Source organism: Novosphingobium sp. BL-52-GroH (assembly GCF_044813085.1).
Classification (GTDB): domain Bacteria; phylum Pseudomonadota; class Alphaproteobacteria; order Sphingomonadales; family Sphingomonadaceae; genus Novosphingobium.
Genome location: NZ_CP171149.1, coordinates 752,159 through 768,367, shown reverse-complemented (window position 1 = coordinate 768,367; position 16,209 = coordinate 752,159). Strand labels below are relative to the sequence as shown.

The 16,209-nt window shown below is 62.4% G+C and carries 12 protein-coding genes and 3 pseudogenes; 5 read left to right on the top strand and 10 right to left on the bottom strand.

From position 1 onward, the window contains the following. The first annotated feature begins 3 nt into the window (after positions 1–3). Entirely contained in the window at positions 4–2,100 is a 2,097-nt protein-coding gene (locus ACFFDA_RS03385; protein WP_404478183.1) for an alpha/beta hydrolase domain-containing protein, read from the top strand. Positions 2,101–2,310: 210 nt separating this feature from the next. Here the strand turns inward: ACFFDA_RS03385 and ACFFDA_RS03380 are convergent, their stop codons facing one another. After that, positions 2,311–3,165: an MBL fold metallo-hydrolase gene (locus tag ACFFDA_RS03380; protein ID WP_404478182.1), complete on the bottom strand. Its 855-nt coding sequence runs from the start codon at positions 3,163–3,165 to the stop codon at positions 2,311–2,313. Between the two features lie 138 nt (positions 3,166–3,303). Then, positions 3,304–5,472 carry a TonB-dependent receptor gene (locus ACFFDA_RS03375; RefSeq protein WP_404478181.1) on the bottom strand — a complete coding sequence of 723 codons (2,169 nt, stop codon included), beginning with the start codon at positions 5,470–5,472 and terminating at the stop codon, positions 3,304–3,306. A gap of 488 nt (positions 5,473–5,960) precedes the next feature. Here ACFFDA_RS03375 and ACFFDA_RS03370 point away from each other — a divergent pair. Further along, a pseudogene (locus ACFFDA_RS03370) lies at positions 5,961–6,104 on the top strand (helix-turn-helix domain-containing protein); the annotation flags it as partial. Between the two features lie 4 nt (positions 6,105–6,108). Here ACFFDA_RS03370 and ACFFDA_RS03365 read toward each other — a convergent pair. Together ACFFDA_RS03365 and ACFFDA_RS03360 are read right to left on the bottom strand one after the other, a co-directional pair. Then, positions 6,109–6,277: pseudogene (locus ACFFDA_RS03365) on the bottom strand (transposase); the annotation flags it as partial. Positions 6,278–6,338: 61 nt separating this feature from the next. After that, positions 6,339–6,551: a hypothetical protein gene (locus ACFFDA_RS03360; protein WP_404478180.1), complete on the bottom strand. Its 213-nt coding sequence runs from the start codon at positions 6,549–6,551 to the stop codon at positions 6,339–6,341. 33 nt (positions 6,552–6,584) lie between these two features. Between ACFFDA_RS03360 and ACFFDA_RS03355 the strand changes: the two genes are divergently transcribed. Together ACFFDA_RS03355 and ACFFDA_RS03350 are read left to right on the top strand one after the other, a co-directional pair. Then, positions 6,585–7,292 carry a hypothetical protein gene (locus ACFFDA_RS03355; RefSeq protein WP_404478179.1) on the top strand — a complete coding sequence of 236 codons (708 nt, stop codon included), beginning with the start codon at positions 6,585–6,587 and terminating at the stop codon, positions 7,290–7,292. Positions 7,293–7,369: 77 nt separating this feature from the next. Beyond that, on the top strand, positions 7,370–8,002 hold the full coding sequence (locus ACFFDA_RS03350; protein ID WP_404478178.1) for a hypothetical protein: 633 nt from the start codon (positions 7,370–7,372) through the stop codon (positions 8,000–8,002). A gap of 467 nt (positions 8,003–8,469) precedes the next feature. Here ACFFDA_RS03350 and ACFFDA_RS03345 read toward each other — a convergent pair. The 6 genes and pseudogenes from ACFFDA_RS03345 to ACFFDA_RS03320 all read right to left on the bottom strand — a co-directional run bounded on the left by ACFFDA_RS03345 (position 8,470) and on the right by ACFFDA_RS03320 (position 14,333). Then, a pseudogene (locus ACFFDA_RS03345) lies at positions 8,470–8,782 on the bottom strand (DUF1348 family protein). After that, the gene (locus ACFFDA_RS03340; protein ID WP_404478177.1) at positions 8,782–9,411 is read right to left on the bottom strand and encodes a pyridoxamine 5'-phosphate oxidase family protein; all 630 of its coding nucleotides are present in this window, start codon (positions 9,409–9,411) and stop codon (positions 8,782–8,784) included. Before ACFFDA_RS03340 ends, ACFFDA_RS03345 begins: the two are co-directional and overlap by 1 nt. Before the next feature lie 60 nt (positions 9,412–9,471). Next, positions 9,472–10,443, bottom strand: a complete 972-nt coding sequence (locus ACFFDA_RS03335; protein WP_404478291.1) for an alpha/beta fold hydrolase — start codon at positions 10,441–10,443, stop codon at positions 9,472–9,474. Between the two features lie 127 nt (positions 10,444–10,570). Further along, entirely contained in the window at positions 10,571–11,455 is an 885-nt protein-coding gene (locus tag ACFFDA_RS03330; protein ID WP_404478176.1) for a LysR family transcriptional regulator, read from the bottom strand. A 588-nt stretch (positions 11,456–12,043) separates the two neighbouring features. After that, on the bottom strand, positions 12,044–13,060 hold the full coding sequence (rtcA, locus tag ACFFDA_RS03325; protein ID WP_404478175.1) for an RNA 3'-terminal phosphate cyclase: 1,017 nt from the start codon (positions 13,058–13,060) through the stop codon (positions 12,044–12,046). A 46-nt stretch (positions 13,061–13,106) separates the two neighbouring features. Then, positions 13,107–14,333, bottom strand: a complete 1,227-nt coding sequence (locus tag ACFFDA_RS03320; RefSeq protein ID WP_404478174.1) for an RtcB family protein — start codon at positions 14,331–14,333, stop codon at positions 13,107–13,109. Positions 14,334–14,596: 263 nt separating this feature from the next. Here ACFFDA_RS03320 and rtcR point away from each other — a divergent pair, with 263 nt between their 5' ends. Continuing rightward, positions 14,597–16,183 (top strand): RNA repair transcriptional activator RtcR, encoded by a 1,587-nt coding sequence (gene rtcR, locus ACFFDA_RS03315; RefSeq protein ID WP_404478173.1) that lies wholly within the window; start codon positions 14,597–14,599, stop codon positions 16,181–16,183. Positions 16,184–16,209: the final 26 nt, after the last annotated feature.

Genomic DNA, 16,209 nt, shown 5'->3' with positions numbered 1-16,209 from the left:
ACCATGACAGTGTTGAAATACGCCCTTCTACTTTCCACCGTCATCGCGGGCACTGCCCATGCCACGCCGCGCGTCAGCGTCCAGGTGGATTCCACCAGGCCTTACGACAAGGGTGCAGATACCGGGCCTATCGCCTACGAGGAACTGCGCGGAACGATCGTCGGCGAAGTGGACCCGGCAGATCCGCACAACGCGATCATACAGGATCTGGCGCTGGCACCGAAGCAGGCCAACGGCCTGGTGCGCTACGATGCCGACTTCATCCTGCTGAAGCCACGCGACGTGACCAAGTCGAATGGCGTGCTGCAGTACAACACTCCCAACCGCGGCAATTTGATCCATTATCCCCCCGATCCGGCGATGCTGCGCAAGGGCGAAGCCATCCTCTACGTGGCCTGGCAGGGGGACGTGCCCAAGACTTCGGCAGACCACATGACGATCAAGGTCCCGGTCGCGCACAATCCCGACGGTTCGACGATCACCGGCCTCTATCGCGCCGACCTGCTGCCGATCAGCCGCTTGCCCGACCTGTCGCTGCCAGAAGTTCCGCCAGAACATATCTGGGACGTCTCGCTGCCGGGCGGCATGTTCAATTTCGCGCAGGAACCGATCCCGCCGGCGAGCCTGGACAACGGCGGTCCGCAGTACCAGCTTAACATGCGGATCGCCTATTCCGACGCGCGCATTCACATTCCCAACGGCGACTGGAAATTTGCTGCATGCGACGACAAGCACCCGTTCCCCGGCGTGCCTGATCCGGCCCGCATCTGCGTGAAGGGTGGCTTCAACCCGAAGTATTTCTATGAGCTGATCTATCTCGCCAAGGATCCCAAGGTGATGGGCCTGGGTCTTGCCGCGATCCGCGATTCCGTGTCGTTCTTCAAGAACGAGACGGTGGATCGCGCGGGAAAGCCAAATCCGCTCGCCGGCCGCATCCGCTATGCTATCGGTTCGGGGCGTTCGCAGACGGGCAACGTCATGAAAACATTCGTCCATCTCGGCTTCAATCAGGACATTGACGATCGCCGGGTCTTCGACGGTATCTACTCGATCGTCGGCGCGCGTCTGACCAACGTCAACGCGCGCTTCTCGGTTCCTGGCGGCGGCGGCGGTGCGAGGACCGATTTCAGCGCGCCGGGCCAGGTGGGGCCGCGCGGACTGGCCGCCGATTACTACGATGCGGTCGCGGATCGCACGGGCGGGGTGCTGGCACGCTGCACCAAGACGGATACCTGCCCCAAGATGTTCCTAAGCTGGACCAGCAGTGAGTTCTGGGCCCTCCAGGGTTCGCCCGGCCTGACGGACGCCTATGGCGAAAAGGACCTCGTCCAGCCCGACAACGTGCGCATCTACCTGCACTCCAGCACCCAGCACAAGGATGCCGAGGCGATCCGCTATAACGCTGCGGAAGCCATCTATCCCGTGGGTTCAGGCGCGACCTACATAGACTCCCAGCAGCGTGCCCTGTTCCAGGATCTCGAGGAATGGGTCGTCAACAACCGCCGCCCTCCTGACAGCCGCATTCCCACGATTGCGGCCGGAACGCTCGTTCGCCCCGAAACGCTGAAGTTTCCGGCAATGCGCGGCGTGGTTTGGCATCAGGACGGCAAGGACATCGCGATCCCCGATTTCCACTACAAGGGTATCTACGTCCAGCGTCCGCTCCTCGAATTCGGGCCCGAATACAACGAAGCCGACGAGACCGGCATCATGACCTACCTTCCGCCGCACTACCTCGGCCGCGACTATGCGATCCTGGTGCCGCAAGTGGATGCCGATGGGCAGGACGTGGCCGGTATACGAGGCGTGGACGTGCAGGCCCCGCTAGGGACCAACCTCGGGTTCAACTACGCCCCGACCGCGAACTACGAGGATCTGGATAGCCTCAACGGAGCTTTCATCCCCTTCCACAAGACCAAAGCCGAGCGCCTGGCAGCCGGCGACGAGCGCCTGTCGCTGGAAGAGCGTTATCACGACAATGCGGGATATGTGGCCGCTGTAACAGCCGCCGCCAGGACGTTGGTGAAGCAGCGGTTCATGCTGCAGGAAGACGCCGATCGCTATATCGCGCGTGCCAAGAAAGCGAACATCCTGCCTTGAAATCGTGTGTCCCGGGACCATATCCTTCCTTGCACGAGGCGTATGGTTCCGGGCACGATCGGCAACTGTCGGGTCGGGCGGGCCTGCCCCTGGACCAGCCGCCTTCCCTAAACCGGCAGCGATCTGGCCGCGCTCGGAGCCCGTTTGAAAATGCGCGGGAGCGCGCATTTTGAGGCAGCAGAATGGGCAGCGGCCATTCTCAACGGTTTCTCAGCCTTTTTTGCGGGTCAGGTCGTCATAGACGAGGCGCAACAAGGTCGGCGCTTTGATGAGGTTTCCGCCATATTGGGGGTCGAGATCGGCCAGCGGCTGCTTTGCGATCAACTGCTCGATGGTGAGGCCCTGTGTGATCCCCGCCTGAACCCGCGCGCGTACGGTGCGCAACATCGTTCCGTAAGTTACGGCGTCTGCGCGCGTCGCGATCGCACCGTGTCCCGGGATGATCTTCGTGTTCGGCCCGGCCATGCGCGCAAGCGTGTCGCACAGTGCTATCATGCCGTCGATTGTCCCGCCGTGCCGCACGTCGATATAAGGGTAGAAGCCCTTGAAAAAACTGTCGCCTGTCTGGATGACGTCCGCCTCGACGAAGCGGATCAGAAGGTCTCCGTCGGTATGCGCGCTCGGCAGGTGGCGAACTTCGACCGTCTGTTTCCCGACATGAAGAACGATGGCCGCGCCGGACTGCAATGCCACCGACGGCAGGGATAGCGGGTCTTTTGGAAACTCTCCAGGTCGGTTTTCCGCGCGGTTCTGCGCTTCCAGAAGATAGCGGCGGGTTTCTTCGCTACCGATGATGGTGGCGCCTTCGAGGGCATAACGGCTTGCTCCGCCACTATGGTCCCAATGGAAATGTGTTTCGATAAGAAACCGGACCGGAGCGTTGCTGAAACTTGCGGTAATATTGTGCAGTCTATCCGCGATGTCGGGATATTCCGCGTCGACTATGACGGTGCCATCTGGTGTCGACAACACCCCAACATTGCCTCCGAAGCTTTCGATCATGTGCAGGCCATGCCCCAGGTCGTGGTCCGTGATTGGCACAGTCTTCCAGTCGGGCATGGTCATGGCGAGGGGGGCTGCGGCGACGGGGGGGGGGCGCCAGAACCGTGTAGTGTATTGCGGCAAGACACAGGACTTTTTTTCGCATGTGGCGATCCGTAATGGGGACGGCGGGGTGCATAGCGCACGCCCGCCGTCCGTCTATCAGAAGTGGGCGAAGACCTCGATGCCGTATGTCCGCGGCAAAGCATAAGCGACCTTCGGTTGCTGATAGGGCGCAATGAAGAAGGCGTAGTCTTTGTAGGTCTTGTTCAAGAGGTTCTTGGAGAACACCGCGATTCCGTAGCGCGCATCGTCCATGTTGTAAGCGATGCGAGCATTGACCAGCGCGTAGCCGGGAAGCCGGCCTGTCGGACGGTTGCGGATGTCGGTGAACGTACGCGAGCGATAGCTCCAGTCGACACGGTAATCGACGCTGTCGTGATCGGTGACCCGCATCTTGTAGCCCGCCCCGGCGCTCAACGTCCAGCGCGGCACATACGCGAGATAGTTCCCCGCACAGGACGACACGGCGGTGCACAGATCGAAACGCTTGAACTTGGCATCGGTATAACCGGCGCCGAAATTCAGGTCGAGGTCGTCCAACGGCTGTGCGGCGATCTCGATTTCAGCGCCTTTGATTGCCGAAGAACCCGCGTTGCGCACCTGGAAAGCGTTCGCCGTAAGCTGCGAAACCTGAAGGTCTGTGAAGTCGCTCTTGAAAACCGCAACGTTGACGTGCGTCCGTCCGCCGAAAGGTTCCGACTTGAAACCCGCTTCATATGTCCAGACATGCTCCGGGCCAAATCCGATGTCCGGGGTGCTCACGATGTCGGAGTTGAAGCCGCCACTCTTGAAGCCGCGAGCCACCGATCCATAGACGCGAAACGCCGGCAGGACCTTGTAGGTGACGCTCAAATTGCCCGTGACGTCAGTGAAGCCCTTGCTTTGTACAGTCGAAACGGTCGGCAGATTGGTGACGCTGGTATCCGCTTGGTTGAAGTCTATCGACTTCTTTTCGTGGTTATAACGAACGCCTGCCGAGATTTCGATCGCGCGTGCGGGCCGGAAGTTGCCGCTGGCGAACACTGCGTAGGCATCGGTAGTCACATGTGAATTGCTGGTTATGTAGCCAAGCGATGATGCGGAAGCAACGTAAGTCGAGCGATCGGAAAATGAGCTTTGCCAGAAGTAATATGCGCCCACGAGGTAATCGAAGGTTCCGCCAGCCCTTGACGCAAGCCTCAATTCCTGAGTGAATTGGCGGCTTCGATCCGTGAAGTGCGAGCCAGACAGTGCGAGGGGGCGGGCATCGTCGTCGTTCTGGATGTCGGTTTTTACCGTGCCGTAGCCGGAGATCGCCGTCAGCGTCATGTCGTTGGGCAAGGTCCAGTTGACGTGCAGGCTGCCGGTTGAATTCGAGATGTTCTGGAAGCTGGGGTTATCCTGTGCAATCACGAACGGATCCTGCCAGACCCCGGCCTGCCCGGCGAGCGTACCGCTCGTGTTGTCGAGCAACTGGCCACGAACAAGATTGTCTTTTTGTCGCGAGTAATTGCCGTCCAACGTCACTTCGAGATCGCTGCTGGGCGTCCACCTCAGGCCGCCTCGCGCACCGCTATGGTGCAGGTTGTTGTTATGGACGTCCAGCGTCTGGTTATAGAGATAGCCATCCCGATTCTGTGTGTAGGCGCTGATCTTGAATCCGAGCTTGTCCTGCACCAGCGGCGCACTGACGTATCCGCTGGCCTCTCGTATACCCAGATTGCCTGCGGCGATCCGAACGTCGCCGGTAGCCTCTTCCAGCGATGCCGGCCTTGAGATGATGTTGATGGCACCTGCCGTGGAATTGCGGCCGAACAGCGTCCCTTGCGGCCCACGCAGCACTTCGATGCTGGCGATGTCGGGGAGTTCCTGGTTGGCGCTGGACGGACGGACGGTCAGCACGCCATCGACGTAGACGCTCAATCCGCTGTCGAAGCCGATATTGCGGGTCGCGGATACGATGCCCCGCAAGCCGATAGCTCCCAGTGCGTTGCCGTTTCCATCGGACGTCATGTTGGGCACTTTGCCGATGAGATCGGTTACCCGCTGTACGCGCTGTTCGATAAGCTGGCGTCCACCCAGGGCCGTGATGGCGATGGGGACATCCTGCGCCCGTTCCAGCCGTTTTCTGGCGACTACGACGATCTCGAGGCCGCTTTCGCTGGCGGGGGAAGTTGCTTCCGTATCGACCGTGGCCTGCTGGGCGAACGCCGAGATCGGCAGACCTGCTCCTGCCGCAAGCAAAGTACTCAGCAAGACCCTGTGGCTTGGGATGGCGCGAATATGCATGGTAGATGTCCCCTGAAATGTGTTTTTAATTCGCCATCAGGAACCCTCCGGTATTTTATTTTATATTTTCTAGGAAACGCGATCGTCATCGATCGAACAGGTTCGGTAATTTCGTCCCTCGTTTAGATTACGATTCCGCCCCCGAATTTTCATTGCATAGTCCGACGCCGGCGCAGTCGCCCCGGCCGAGCAGACTCACCTGAAGTGCATGCATGTTCATATAATTATGAATTAAAAATCGTAAAGGCTTTTTTCCGGAATGTCGCGAAAAGTTGCTGGAGGAGATCCGAGCGCAGATAGTCGTTGGAACTTGCGTCGACGAAATGCCGGATCGGTTAGCAGGCTGTTGAAGAAGTTACTCGCGTTCGGCGACGAAGCCTGAACAATCTGTGTTGTGGATTAGAGCGTTTTCCGATCGGTTTGGCAGGGATTCCCTGCGGCCGTGTTTTGTGATTCATGAACCTTGATGGTGAAGGAGGCCGGCGTGGATGAGTCATCCGCTTTCGATGGATTTGCGTTCGCGCTTTTTGGCAGCGATCGATAGCGGGTTGAGCTGCCGTGCGGCAGCGACGCGATTTGGCGTTGCCCCCTCGACGGCGATCCGTTGGCATGCGCGTCGGCGCGATATGGGCTGCCGCAACCGGTGGGCATCCGATACCTCCATGCCACCGTACTTCGCCTTCAGCTTGTAAAAGGTTGCCGTGCTCAGTCCGTGCTTGCGGCAAACCTCCACAGTCGCAAGCCCAGCCTCCTGCTCCTTGATCATCCCGATAATCTGCGCCTCGCTGAAACGGCTCTTCCTCATACGTCTGCTCCTTCTCGTGGGCAGACGCTACATCAGAATGAGGGACCTTTCGGGGGGCAGGTCACCCGCCAAGCGCATTTGTCTGACGATGCTTGCGCACGGCCTCGGTGAGGTCGGAGTGCTGTTTCGAAATTTCGCACTGCCGCCCACGCGATGCCTGCCAGAGTCCGTCGTCAACAATGCGCAGTTCCGGCATGTCGCGAACGATCCGGCGCGGATGCAGACTATGCTCGGGAATATGGCTGGCGCCCGCAAGGCACTTCGCGCGGCGCATGCCGCCGGACTTCCTTCCGCGGTGGAACAGCTGGTGCGCTTTTATTCGCGCGCGCTCAATGCCCGCAAGCCGCTGGGCGGCTCGATCGAAGTCGCGCTGGCGCCGGACAGCAACGTAAATCGCGCCACCCGTTCGGATACGCTGGGCACGGTGATCGGCGACTTCTCGCTCGACAACGATGCCCGCGCCAAGTCGGGCGTCGGCCTCGGCCTGCAGGGACAGAGCTACTTTCGCTTTGGTGTAGAGCCCGGGGCCGGCCTGCTGGTGCGCGCATCGAGCAACGCGACGCTCTACCGCGAGGCGGACTTCAACGACGCCACCGTGGCGCTCCGGGCGGGGTCCCGATATACCTGGGGCGGCAACCAGCTGACGTTCTCTGCAGGGCCGTCGCGGCGATGGTACGGAGGGCGCCTGTTCAGCGCCACGATCGGCGGCGGGGTGAGCTGGCAGCGGCCGGTGGGAAAGCGTGGCCGAGTGCACCTCGACGGCAACATCGCCCATGTGACCAACCGGCGCAACGCGCTGCAAACGGCGGATGATTTCACGCTGTCGGCCAGTTTCGACCGCTCCTTCAGCGCGCGCTTCGGCGGCGGCGTCCAGGCGTTCGGCTTCCGCGAGGCAGCGCGCGATCCGGGCTATTCGCTGGCGATGGGCGAAACCTCCGCTTACCCGTTCCGCGAAGTGGGACGCACGAGGCTGGTGGGCACGCTGGGCTACAGCCGCGCCTGTTCCTTTACCTGAACCGGCGCGTCGAACACCGCTACAGCGCCAGCATCGCTGCGACTTTGCGGACACTGCACCTAAGTAGCTTCGCGCAGTTGGTGAGCCTCAAATGGAAGCGCAATAGCTCCTCGATCGAAATTTACGATTATCGCCGCGTCGTAGCCGAGTTTGGCGTCACGTCGGCATTTTATTGGGGGATCTGCATGCATTCTCGGCGGTTGGCATTTTTATCTTCAATCTGCGCTTTGCTGTGCGCCTGCGGTGGAGGGGGAGACGGCGTTTCCTCGGCGCCGGCGCCACCCGCCTCGTCGGGCAACGCTTTTCTCACCGCCCTGCAAGCCAGCCAGGATTTTGCCGGCCATATCGGAATGGCCTCCTATAAGTTGTCGCGCGATACTGGGGGCGTTGCGAGAGAACAAGGGCCGACTTCTTCGAGCATGACAATTCTTTCGGAAACCCAAGTCAGCTACGATGCGCGCACACAATCCTATACATTGATCGGCACATTGATGGGATTGTTGACATTCGGACCTAGCCAGGAGGTAGAGTCGTCGCCTGCCAGGACAGCCTATCGCAGGGTCGCGGGCAACGAGCAGGACGATCTCGTCATCTTCAAGCCGGGCGCGAGCAATCCGGAATTGGCGCTCACCTATGACAGCTATGGTGCGCGGCAGCGGATTGCCGATATTGGCGCGACACCCGCCATCGACACTTCGTTCTTCACCTAAGGAATGGAGACCAAGGCCAGCGAGATGGCTAAGACGGGGTCGGCGACCTACCTGACCAAAATCGACGGGCAGTCCGCTGACATCAGGGGGATTTTCGTCCTCTCGGGCGACAGCCGGTTCCAGGCGAGTGTTACGCTGGAACGGGTCGTACCGGCGAATACACAGCGAGCCTACAGAGTGCATTCTACGGTCCGGGTGGATCGGAATTGGCCGGAACATTCGTGGTGGGGCACGGCGCTGGCGCTGGACCGGCATCGGCTTAGGTGCGGGGCAGTCGTCGGTCAGAAGAATTGATCGAAAGACTGGAGTCCGCGCATTGGGCGCGGGGGATAATAGGCGCCGCCACTTGCCGCGATCCTCGTTCTCCTTTGATGAAACCAAATCTTTGTTGCCATTGAGAGGCGGATTTTTCGCCTCGAAATGCGGTCGTTTCGCTTTCGGGTGGCAAGCTTCATCGCAGATCGTTCTCACAGCCCGAGGTCACTCAGCCCCGGATGATCGTCAGGCCGGCGCCCCTGCGTCCCGTGGAATTTCCGGTCGCCCGCGCTGATCGGCGCATCGTTGATGCAGGCGAGCGCCGTTGCATCAGCGGGTAAGGAAGGCGATGATCGCGGAACGCCCGTCGATGAACTCGGCCCGGTTACGCCACTGGCTGAGCGGCGTATAGGCCATGCCCACTCTGGCCGGATCGCGGCTGTTCCAACCATCCTCGGCCAGGCGGACCTTCTCGATTGCCCCCTCCTGGGTCAAGGGCGGCAGCGGTGGTCTGAGATTTTCCATCATGCGTCTCGCAATTTGGCAAGGCGATCCTGTAGTGCCCTGTTCTCGGCTTCCAGTTGCGCCAGTCGTTCATGCAGCGGCCGGACCGCCTGTTCGATCTCGCGCTCGGTGAAGCGCGGGGTGATATGCTGCGGGCAATTCCAGTCGAACGCTTCTAGCCGCAGCCGAAAGATGCGCTCGGCCCGCGCCTTGTAATCCTTGTCCATGACAAGATCGGTGAGCGCCCGATCGGCATCGAGCGCCAGCTTCTCGACATGGGCATAAATTTTCAGCCGGGCGCGCCGCGGATAATCCATTAGGATCAGGCAGGCCCGGTCGTTCGCGGCCAGGTTACCGGTGCTGATATATTGGCGGTTGCCGCGATAATCGGCAATGGCCAGCGTCCGGTCGTCGACCATCTTGAGGAAACCGGCCGGCCCGCCGCGATGCTGGACATAGGGCCAGCCATCCTCCGACACGGTCGCCATGTAAAAACTGTCACGCGCCGCCAGGAAATGGGCTTCATCGTCAGTGAAGCGGTCAAAGGCGCGATTGCCGCTGAACGCGGCCCAACGGGCATCCGCGCCCATCTCCGCTTGCGCCGCGCGCACGCTCGGCGTCGTGGCGATATCCAGAAAACCGTAGGACATGGTCCGTCTCCCATCATCCGTCAGTTGCGGGGCCATGTATGACCATGGCCCCGCCGTGGCTCAGCGCGCCGCGACCTTGCGATCGAGGAAGTCGCGGATCAACGGTGCCATTTCATCCAGCTTGTCTTCCAAGGCGAAATGGCCGGTATCGAGAATATGCAACTCCGCGTCGGGCAGGTCACGCTTGTAGGGATGCGCGCCGGGTTCGGGGAATATCTTGTCATTCTTGCCCCAGACGATCAGCGTCGGCGGCTTGCGTTCGCGGAAGAAGGCCTGAAACGCCGGGTAGAGCGGCACATTGGTGCGATAGTCGTAGAACAGATCGAGCTGGATATCCTTGTTGCCCGGCCGATCAAGCAAGGCCTGGTCCTGCACCCAATTGTCGGGGCTGATCCGCGACAGGTCGCTCACGCCATCGGTATATTGGAACTTGGTGGCGTCCAGGCCGACGAGCCAGGCCTGCGCCTCCCGATCCTTGGCCGACCCGCTCTGCCAATAGGTCTTGATCGGATCCCAGAAAGCCCCCAGTCCTTCCTCATAGGCATTGCCATTCTGGACAATGAGGCCACTGACGCGCTCGGGATGCTTGAGGGCGAGGCGGTAGCCCACGGGGGCGCCATAATCCATGACATACATGGCGTAGCGCCGGGCGCCGATCTTGCCCATCAGCGTGTCGACCATGTCGGCATAATGGGCGAAGCTGTACGTGAACTGGCGATGATCGGGCGCATCGCTCTGGCCAAAGCCCGGATAGTCCGGCGCGATCACATGATAGCGGTCTGCCAGCAGCGGGATCAGGTTGCGGAACATGTGCGACGAGGTCGGAAAACCGTGGAGCAGCAGAACCACAGGGCCGTCAGCGGGACCGGCTTCGCGATAGAACATCTTCACGCCGTCGATAGTGGCGCTGCGATAATGGACCGTGGCGGCCGCAGCTTGCGTGGCAACCGCGCTGGCCGGCGCGGCGATCACCTCGGCCGAGGCAGCGATGCCGGCGGTCGCCAGCAGCATCGAAATGACCAGTTTCTTCATCATGTCCTCCACCCTGTTAGGGTCGCTGAGCAAGGGCATCAGCTTCTGGAGACAGAGATAATCCTTGTCCTTATTCCTGATAATTCAAGAAAAATGGAAGTCATTATTCCTTTTTATGGAATAATTGTCAGCCTAATTGGAAGAGCGGATTGGCCCGCAGCCGGTCAACCGCCAGATCGACGAAGCTGCGCACCTTGGCGGCCGCCCGGCGCCCTTCGGCATGGATGACATGGATCGGCAACGGTTTTTCCATATGATCGTCCAGTATTGTGACCAGCCGCCCGGCCGCCAGTGCCGGCTCGACCTGATAGGAGAGCACGCGGGTCAGCCCCCAGCCCTGTTCGGCAGCGGCGATCGCCGCTTCATTGGTGTTACAGAGGAGTTGGGGGTGGACGGTGACGCTGCTTCGGCCCTCCGGCCCGAAATGCCATTCGGGCGAGGCCCATGCCCCGGTCGGGCCGATGATGCGATGTTGGACCAGGTCGGCCGGGATCCCGGGCATGGGATGCTGCTCGAAATAGGCCGGCGCGCCGCAGATGACGCGCCGCACCGTCCCGACCCGGATGGCGCTCAAACCCGAATCCGGCAGATGACCGATCCGGATGGCGACATCGATGCCTTCCTCGACTATATTGACCAGCCGGTCGACGAACAGGCTGCGCCCGGTCACTGCCGGAAAACGGTCCAGATAATCGAGCAGGATCGGCAGCACGTACATCTGGCCGAAGATCACCGATCCGGTGACGATCAGCGTGCCGGTGGGATTGCCATGGGCGCCCGCAGCCGCCGCGTCCGCATCCGCCAAGTCGGCCAATATGCGGCGGCAATCGTCGAGATAGCCACGGCCAGCCTCGGTCAGCTTCACCGATCGCGTCGTCCGCGTGAGCAACCGCACGCCGATCTCGTCCTCCAGCGCGGAGATCGCCCGCGTAACTGCCGGGGGGCTCAGATGCAACTGCCGCGCGGCCTCGGCGAAGCCGCCGGTTTCCGCCACGCGGACGAATATCTTCATGGCTTGCCAGCGGTCCAAAACATTCCCCGGATTTAGATTTGCGACCGAGATGTGCGCGGGATGTCATGGGCAGGTCAATCCTGCGCATGTGATGGCTCGGATCGATACATCGTCTTCTCGACCCATTCACCACATTCAGCCGTCAACCTTCGAAGCTCAATTCCGGGCCTTCCGCATTTCTATTTTTGGCGCTCATATCGGCCCGAATGCAGCAGTAGCTCCGACAGAGAATGGAAGTGCGGGCCGATGGCTAGCTGCCCCGACGCCTCCCATTCTCTGAAAGACTGCAGCCCAAGCCGCTTGGACAGGGACGGAGAAAGCGTGCCATGCGAGAGTACCTTTCTTCCCCACTCTTGCTATCTTACCCCACGCTATCGAGCCTACAGGCACCTCCGGCGCGCCGTTCATGTAAATTGGCTCATCAACGCGCAGCGTGAACCTGTCACCGGCATTGACTGAACCAGCACCGTAATTTGGCGGCACCGCCGTCGGTCACTCTGGTCATCTCCAACTCGATGTCGTTTAAGCCCACCACCAACGGCGGACCTGCCCCTGTCGCTGACAGCGCATAAGTCCTGAAACAGAGATTCACACAAACCGCACCAGATGACGGCCCTGTGCATCCTGTTCGAGCACGACCGGACGTTCAAGGAACCGCTCGGCCAGCGCCATCGCGGTCAGCAGGTGACCGCTCGGCTTCACCGTCGTGAAGGAGCCGCCGGCGGCCAGCGCGAAGGGCAGCACCAACTGGTCCGCAAGGTACGGGCCGGCAAAGGCCCCGGACGCGACATAGCCCTTGAGGCGGCCGGCAGCGGTCTTGGCGAGACGCTCGGCGGGAACGCCCAACTGGCCGAATCCGCTGGCGATCTCGGTGACATGCGCCTTGCGGGCCTCGATCATCAGGATCACGCCGGGGCCTTGGTCCGCCGGTAGCTCGCGGATCGTGAAGGCTTCATCGGGCCAGTACGGCAGGTCCTTGCGCAGCCTCGCGATCATGCGCTGGGCGATCTCGGCGGGCAGGCCGGTGAACAGGACCTGCGCCGTGCCTTCGCCCATCTCACCGCAATCGAGACAGTCGATGGCGGTCAGCGGCGCGGGGGTGACATCCACCTCGATGCGCCCGCCGCCCCGCGGGTAGAAGCCGTGACGGATCAGCCGCGCTTCCACTGTGGGGCCCATGCGGTTGACGATCGGCAGGAAGGTGCGCTCGATGAAGTCGAACGGCGGCGCCAGCATGTTGTGAGTGCCGCCCTCCAGCACCAGGCGCGAGGGGCCGCCCGCCAGGACGAGAGGCATCAGCACCGTCTGAAGGACGAGACTGGTGCTGCCCGCCGTGCCGACGGCGAAGCGGTACTCGCCCGGCTGCACCGCGCCGGGGCGGAACTCGAGCGTATCCGAGCCCACCGCAGCACCGATCACCTCGGCCCCGCCGATCCGCGCCGCCGCCTCCACGGCGGTGACGTGCTGGCGCATCAGCCCCGGCTTCGAGCGCTTGGCGCGCACCTGGGTGATGCGGAAGGGCTTGCCGGTGACGAGCGAGAGCGCGCAGGAATTGCGCACCACCTGCCCCCCGCCTTCACCTTCCGAACCGTCGATCTCGATCATGATACTCTTCTTCGTGAATGGGGGGCGGCAACCTGCGCGAGGGGGATCACCCTTTCACGCAGACGACCTGCTTCAAGGTATGGACGATCTCGACGAGGTCGGCCTGTGCCGCCATCACCGCCTCGATCGGCTTGTAGGCGCGGGGCGTCTCGTCGATGACGCCTGCGTCCTTGCGGCATTCGACGCCCGCCGTGTCGGCGATGTGCTCGTCGAGGGTGACCAGCTTCTTCGCCTGGGTGCGGCTCATCACCCGCCCGGCGCCATGCGAACAGCTGTCGAAGCTCTCGGCATTGCCTAGGCCGCGCACGATGAACGACTTGGCGCCCATCGAGCCGGGGATGATGCCCATCACCCCCTTCGCCGCGCGTACCGCGCCCTTGCGGGTCACCAGCACATTCTCGCCGAAGTGGTTTTCACGGGTCACGTAGTTGTGGTGGCAGTTCACCGCTTCCAGCTCCGCCTCGAAGGGCTTGGCGATCTGTCCGCGCAGCGCGGCGATCACATTGCCCATCATCGTCCGCCGGTTGAGCGCGGCGAAATCCTGCGCCCAGCCCACTGCCTCGACGTAGTCGTCGAAGTGGTCGGTCCCTTCCGGGAAGTAGGCAAGGTCCTGGTCGGGCAGGTTGATGTGCCACTTGCGCATGTCCTGCTTGGCCAGTTCGATGAAGAACGTACCGATCGCGTTGCCCACCCCGCGCGAGCCCGAGTGCAGCATCACCCACACCCGGGCCTCCTCGTCGAGGCACAGCTCGATGAAGTGGTTGCCGGTGCCCAGCGTGCCGAGGTGCGTGAGGTTGTTGGTGTTCTTGAGGCGCGGGTGCCGCTCGCACAGCCTCTCGAAGCGCACCGCGAGCGTCGCCCAGGCCTCGACGATGCCGGCGGGCGGCGCGCCCCATGAACCGTTGTCGCGCTTGCCGCGGCCCACGGAGCGGCCGTGCGGCACCGCCTGCTCGATGGCCGAGCGGATGGCTTCGAGGCTGTCGGGCAGGTCGTGCGCCATCAGCGAGGTGCGTGCGGCCATCATGCCGCAGCCGATGTCGACGCCCACGGCCGCCGGAATCACCGCGCCCTTGGTCGGGATCACCGAGCCCACGGTGGCGCCGATGCCGACGTGGACGTCGGGCATGGCGGCGACGTGGCGGAACACGAAGGGCATCTTCGCCGCGCGGGCGAGCTGCTCGTGCGCGCCATCATCGACGGGCACGCCGCGGGTCCACATCTTGATCGGCACGCCGCCCTCGACCTGCCGCAATTCGAAACTGGTGTCGGTCATGGCCGATCTCCTGAAACCTGTGTGCGGCGAGATGGAGGCGGCCGGCCCATTCCGGCCGCCCCGCTTTCGCCTGCTGATGCCGGGCTGTTCGACCGACCCGGCGAAAGGGTAATTGCAGGGGGCGTGCCAAACGCCGGGACTGGCTGAGAAATTTCTAGAAAACCGCGTAAATGCACCACTTTTTCGATGGAGGATGGCTTGAGCGCTCGCAACAGGAAAAGAGAATTTGTATATGATAATATAAGCTATTATCAATCTTGCGCATGAAACCGCTTACCGTCATTGGCTTTATCGGCTCCACGCTCGACGCGTCCAAGTTCGGCCCGTCGCGCTGGATGAAATGGCGTCCCTCAGTCGCGCTGACGATGCACGAGGACTTGCGTGTCGACCGCTTCGTGATGATTCACGGCACTGCGCACGTCCGCCTCGCCGAATACGTCAGCGAGGACATCGCCGCCGTCTCGCCCGAAACCACGGTCGAACGCCACGTCATCGACTTCGCCGACGCCTGGGACTTCGAGGAAGTCTACGGCAAGCTGCTCGACTTCACGCGCACTCTGCCACTCGACCCCGAGGCCGAGGACGTGCTGATCCACATCACAACCGGCACGCACGTCGCGCAGATCTGCCTGTTCCTGCTCACCGAGGCGCACTACCTGCCCGGCCGCCTGCTCCAGACGCAGCCGAGTCGCCGCGCCGACGGCACCGCACCGGGCAGCTGGAGCGTGATCGACCTTGATCTTTCGCGCTACGATTCCATCGCCACCCGCTTCGCGCAGGAAAGCGCGACCAGCGCGTCGTTCCTGAAATCCGGGATCGAGACGCGCAACCCCGCCTTCAACGCGATGATCGACGAGATCGAGCAGGTCGCCTCGCGCACCCGCGCGCCGATCCTGCTGATGGGCCCGACCGGCGCGGGCAAGAGCCAGCTTGCCCGGCGCATCCACGATCTCAAGAAACTCAAGCGGCAGGTCGCCGGCGCCTTCGTCGAGGTCAACTGCGCCACCCTGCGCGGCGACGGCGCCATGTCCGCGCTGTTCGGGCACAAGAAGGGCGCCTTCACCGGCGCTGCCACGGAGCGCGCGGGCCTGCTGCGCAGCGCCGATGGCGGCATGTTGTTCCTCGACGAGATCGGCGAACTCGGCCTCGACGAACAGGCGATGATCCTGCGCGCGATCGAGGACAAGCGCTTCCTCCCGATGGGAGCCGACGCCGAAGTGGGCAGCGATTTCCAGCTTCTCGCCGGCACCAATCGCGACCTCGCGCGCTGCGTGGCGGAGAGGACCTTCCGCGAGGACCTCTACGCCCGCCTCAACCTGTGGACTTTTGCGCTCCCCGGCCTCGCCCAGCGGCGGGAGGATATCGAGCCCAACCTCGACTACGAACTCGACCGCCATGCCGAGCGCGAGGGCGAGCGGGTTTCGTTCAACAAGGAGGCCCGCGCCCGCTTCCTCGCTTTCGCGGCTTCGCACGCAGCAAGCTGGAACGGCAACTTCCGCGACCTCGCCGCCAGCGTCACCCGCATGGCGACGTTCGCCCCCAAGGGCCGCATCGACATCGCGACGGTCGATAACGAAGTGGCCAGGCTCAAGCGCTTGTGGGCCTGCGGCGCAGACCGCAGCGACGGACTTGCCGCAGTCCTGAGCGCCGAGCACCTCGCCGAAATAGACCCCTTCGACCGCGTCCAACTGGCCTATGCAGTGGAAGTCTGCTGCGAGAGCGCATCTCTGTCTGACGCCGGACGCCGCCTGTTCTCAGCCTCACGCGAACGCCGCGCCAGCACCAACGACGCCGACCGTCTGCGCAAGTACCTCGCCCGGTTCGGAGTGGATTTCGCGATGCTGCGATAATATCCCCGATGACAAGTTTGAAAGGT